General features: G+C 47.7%; 4 protein-coding genes. All 4 read right to left on the bottom strand.

Annotated features, from left to right (window positions below):
- Nucleotides 1–549 (bottom strand): hypothetical protein (locus BZJ21_RS14945; protein WP_077670213.1); only part of this gene is annotated, 549 nt, incomplete at its 3' end.
- Nucleotides 546–3791 (bottom strand): T6SS effector BTH_I2691 family protein, encoded by a 3246-nt coding sequence (locus BZJ21_RS14950; RefSeq protein WP_077670214.1) that lies wholly within the window; start codon nt 3789–3791, stop codon nt 546–548. The genes BZJ21_RS14950 and BZJ21_RS14945, both read right to left, overlap by 4 nt.
- Nucleotides 3788–4678: a DUF4123 domain-containing protein gene (locus BZJ21_RS14955; protein WP_077670215.1), complete on the bottom strand. Its 891-nt coding sequence runs from the start codon at nt 4676–4678 to the stop codon at nt 3788–3790. Before BZJ21_RS14955 ends, BZJ21_RS14950 begins: the two co-directional genes overlap by 4 nt.
- A partial coding sequence (locus BZJ21_RS16365; protein ID WP_449329003.1) for a bacteriophage T4 gp5 trimerisation domain-containing protein occupies nt 4678–5335 on the bottom strand: 658 nt, incomplete at its 5' end. The genes BZJ21_RS14955 and BZJ21_RS16365, both read right to left, overlap by 1 nt.

Below are 5335 nucleotides of genomic sequence, written 5' to 3' on the forward strand. Positions count from 1 at the left end.
TTCAAGTGACAGCACCCCATCATTCTCTAAGTCAAACACAACCGTACGCTCAGAAATCAAGATATAAGAGTGATTTACATTAGGACGAAAATTCGTCATTCCAAACGACATCAGCGCAAAACCACCTGCCCCAACAAACGCTAGAGGACCGAGCACAAACACGGCAATAACACAGACCACAATACCCACCCATGCCAAACCACGTGCCACTTGATAGGCAACATCGGGGATCATGTCTTTTTCTGTGTAATGGATACCCAGAGGCGTTAAGTAGTAACAGCGATGCTTGTCGGGGAAAAAAAGATACCTTGAGACTAATACCATCATCGTCATGAAAGAAAATAATCCCCAAAATGCAATGGAGTCTATAGTGAGCTCGTCGATTACAAACCATAGAAAGCAAAAAGGGGTTAGCCCTGCAAAAATTGATAGTCCCCAAATTCCAAGGTGGTCAAATTTCCCGCCCCATCCTTTATGCTCCCAATAGTGGACGATTTCCGCCTCATAGAGTCTCTTTTCAATGGGATCTATAGTTTCGCTAATACTCATTTTTCAATTCTCACTTCAATGGTACGCTTGGCAAGTTCTTTGTCTTTCGGTGCTAGGTTTACGGTTAGGTTACCTTGATGGTTGCCGATAGCCACATAGCCCAGCGTCTCACTTTCTGATGCTTGCCAAGCAAACGGCATACTGACAAGTACCGCCACCGTATCGTCAGTGGTACCGCCCATATTTAGTCGGTAGATAGGACTTCCTGATTCCTCATCTGTGCTCCATGTACCACCTTGCTCATTGACCACCAATGTAGATTGCGGCTCGGCAACACGGTAGTGGTAGCTCTTATCTTTGGGTTTACGGGTGATTTGTAAACCAATTTTTGTATCCCGAGTAAACGCAGGCAGAGTTAATTCTAATTGCCACTGCTCTGTGCCAACGTCCATCCATTGCGAAGGGAGGCGATTAGGAACCGAGTTCAGCCGAATTTGAGGCTTATTAATAATATTCTCTAGACTCTCCAGCTCTTCGAAAAACTCCCATTGTTTCGTCTGCTTTCCCCAAGTTGAATGAAGTAACCACTTTTCCAGCTCTGAGCGTTTAAAAATATTAATGACCACAACTGCTATCAGATATACGAAACCTGCCACCATCAGTGTGGTCAACATCCAACGAGTAATGATCGCACCTATACTGATATTGAATATGCCAAGTCGGCTTAATGTATTGGCCACTAGCTGTGTAGAAAAAACCATAACTTGAGCGAAAGTTGATAAACTTTTTAGACCATAACCAAACCGCTCCATCGGTGAATGGTCTGTATTCCACGCGTTTTCACCACTTTCCCACGTTTCTAGCCCTGTTGCCAATAAGCCAAATAACGACACCATCGCTGTGGTTTTAGCAAAGGTTTTCAACGTTGCTGCCTTTGAGGCACTAGGAGTCCTCTCCAAGGCTTCACTCAAGCTTCTTTCTAAGAGCTTTTTATCCCCGACCATTTTTTCCCATGCCGCATCTCGCCAAACCGCCGAGATCGCGGACACCGCATAAGCGGTTGAGTAGGTCGCTTCTCTTAGTGCTGGGTTTGCCCATAAGCTCGTCTCTGGATACTGCTCAGCCTTATAGCGAATATTATGCAAGACTGACGCGCTATTCCAAATATTGAGGATCGCAAGTATGCCTCCCATTTTACCGAGCTTATTCCACGATGTTTGAGCAGCTTGTGTGCCTTTTTGCCAGATGCGCTCAATGGCTTGATTGAGCATTTTTTTCGCTGCATCATTCGCCGCTTGATGCTTTAGCGTGACCATTTGAGGTAACTCACTACTCAATAACTTCTGCAGCCTCTGCTGAGCGGCATGCATGGTTTGAATCTGATGATTTTTGGGAGTTGATTGCCCCACCGGTGGTTGGCTAATACGTGTAATGATCGCGACTTCGGCATTCATCTTTCGCTGCCATGCCGAGACTTGTGCCGGATAGTCTGGGTTGTGTGCAACAATCGCTTCTGGATTAACGATTACCTCCAATATCACTAGCCGTAAATTACTGATCATGCCTGCAGGGCTATGCGCGGTATTCATTTGGCTAGGAAACAACAGGTTGGTTATCGCTCGCCACGTCTGTTCTGCCGCACCTGATGTCGCATGTTGCAACGCAGCAAAACTTTTTTTAACAGGCTCTGAAAGCGATTTAAACCATTCCTTCTCTTGGATACGAATATCGCCCGTGAACCCATCATAGTTAGCAATCGCACTAAACAATGCCAACATGTCTCCCGGTTTATCTAAGCCGATAAAATGATGCTCAATCTTCTGCACTTCATCGTTCAGTGCTTGCCAATTGTCTTTTGAGAAACCCACTGACGCCAGCGCCAAGAGATTATCAGGCTGATCAAAGTCCAGAATTTTATTCAGTTCAGCCTGTGCTTCCTCATTGTTTATCGCGTGTTTAACGCCTACCAAGTATTGACTCACTAAGCTCAGCAAATACACCAAATGATCGGTGTCTTGATTGTCTACACCCACAATGGCTGGTTCGGTGCTTAATTGTTTAAGGCCATGCATAAAGTCTTTGTAGCGAGTGGCAATGCGCGCATCAAGACCTTGTAATTGGTTGTAATGGTCCGAGAGAAATGCCTCTAGCGCTTCCCAATCCACTTCATCGCTGAACATAGACCAGCGCCGCTTTTGCTCTTCAGTGAGTTGGTAATCGTATTGTTCCTCAAGAAGCGCCCCTTTATTTAAGGCCTCTTCTTGCAGTGGTGTCATCGGCACAGTCGCGACATTGGGATTACTTTCTAACGCCGCTCGCTCTTGGTCAGCAAGCCGTTGTGTCGCAAGAAAGTCGACGACATGGCGCTCGAATGCCAGCTCTCTTGTGGGATCGCCCTTCACTGAGCTGGGTACTTCGTCTTGCTCCAATTTCACGCCTGCTAGCATTCGCGTCAGCTCAGCCATTTGGAGCTTATGCATGTTCTCTTCGTCTTTTAAAATAACACTCTGTCGCGCTACTTCTTGAGATAAAGGCAAGAACAAATCAGACACATCGGCCAACCTATCATCCAGCGCAATAAAAAAGCCTTCATTGGGTTTATCCAAGTCCACCTTGTAGTCAGTGACCGTGCTACCTGGCTTTTGTGCAACGTTCTGGTGTTGAACGTCTTGCTCATCGGTTTCTAGATCATCGACTTCATCAAGCGGTGTACACGTACTTGCAAATAACCCAGCCGGCGCAGAGTCCTCGCCAATATCAATCACACTTTGCCCGAGTTGCTTTAAACTGCCGGTGTGTGGATGCGCCATATTCTCGCGATAATAATCAAGATCGAGCTCTCGCATCCACGCACTGCGTAGCTGACCCTTTTCTTGCATCAGCGCTTTTAAGCGCACCGTCCAGCGTAGATGCGAAAACGCCAAATAGACCGTGTGTTTAACCGGATAGTTTAAACGGCTTGATGTTTCGCCATCGCTGTCATCATTCAGCTTTTTAATGAGTTTGGTACCAGACACTTGGTATTCATCGAGACGCTCCGCGTCTTGGTCATAGACATACAGCCAACCGTCCCTTAGTTGGCGCAATGTGCGCTGGCTATACTCTGCATCGATCCACGCTTCACCTTGCCACTTTTTAGGTAAAGCAAATATTGGTGTGTAATCGTCTTGATCATAGCCATTGTCGAACGCATAACGCACAGGAACAAAACCAACGCTGCCACCTTTTAAAGGACACGGTCCGGTTGGGTCGCGGCTATCTTGATTGTTGGCACATTTGGCCGCTGAGATTGGGTCACTCATAGCTGCTCCTGCTGGTTCGATAAGTGAGACTCGGCTTGTTCTGATTCGTGTTTTGCCAATAAGGCCGCTTGCTCAATGCGCTGAGAGGGTGTCCTTGCCGATGGATTAAGAACAAGATTGCTTATATCGGGATACACAGATGCATCGAGCGCTTGTTCTCCCACAAAACCTAACACATTGAAAAATTGCGTGAGGTCTTGCCCGGTATGAAATCCTTGCTGATAGGCAGTGTCTGCCCACGTCTGTACCCATTGGTCGGGATCTGACTGAGAGGTAAGACGCTCAGGAAAGTAAGTTTGCATATGTTGCTTAAGGCTTTGTATTTGATTTCGCCAAACCACGGTACCAAGCGCGCTCCATTGCGGATCAGAGAGCTGATAGGGCAACGAGACTGATTTGGCCGACTCAGGGGCATGATAAACTTGCCAACCTTCACGCGTCGGCAGCCAAAGCGCAGACATTAAGGACCAAAAACCACCAAAATCACTAGATAGCAACGCATCAATGCATTCACTGTGCGCCAGCTTTAAGAACACCTTACTGCCATAGGGTGACAGCACTTGAATGAAATCCCGTAACTGATGTGCTACATCAAGCCCGGGGTGTGAAGACGCGAATACATATCCTGCAGTGGGTTGATTGAGAGTCGTAAACCATGCCCACACTGCGTCGGTCAATCGTACAACAAAGGGAGAAACCGCGAGCAGCTGGTCATAAGGCGGTTGCGTATAGACAGGCATAATGTCTAGCTTTCCTTCTAACCCATATAGTTGCTGCGCAATGTCTTCAATTTGTCCACCATCGACCATCAAATACAAACGATGACCCTCTTGCGGCTGCATGTCAGGGACGCTATCGAAAAGATTGCTATGCGCCAAAATAGTCATCACTTCTCGCACTCCTCACATAAAGGAGATTGTCCCTTTAGCGCTTCTACTTGACGTTTAGGCGCCAATGATGGCGTATCGTCTGTTCTCGGCGCCCACGATGGCGTCGGTGCCCCTTGCTGTGTTTCTGATGTGGTCATTACATCAACCGCTTGGATATCGGGGAGTGGCGCGGCTTCGGGATCGGCCAAGGCGTCGATAGTTTTGGGACGCTTCGCCATTTGGCCATTAAAGCCTGGTCCACTGCCTGCGCTGCCGCCTGAGTTTAAGTTCACCGCGGCACCAGAAGCATGCACGCCTGCCGCATCCACTTTCACAAAGCTACCGCCGGCACTTAAGGTAACTTCTGCACCGGCTTCGATCACCAGTTTAGCGCCCGTTTTTAGGTGAATGTCACTTCCGGCTTCCACCGCATGAACCTTACCGACTTTATAGTACTCACTGGCTTTGACGAGATTGGAGTGGTTGCCACTAATACGGGTGCGACTCTCTCCCTCCACGGTATGATGCGCATTGCCCATCACACGATGAAATTGGTCGTTATGTACCTGATGGTGATTGTCATGACCTATCTCGGTCACGCGGTCGTTTTCTACCTCGGTGTGCCAATCTTTTTGTGCGTGTAAATACACTTGCTCACTGCCCGATTGGTCTTCG

Source organism: Salinivibrio costicola subsp. alcaliphilus (genome assembly GCF_001996185.1).
GTDB classification, from domain to species: Bacteria; Pseudomonadota; Gammaproteobacteria; order Enterobacterales; family Vibrionaceae; genus Salinivibrio; species Salinivibrio costicola.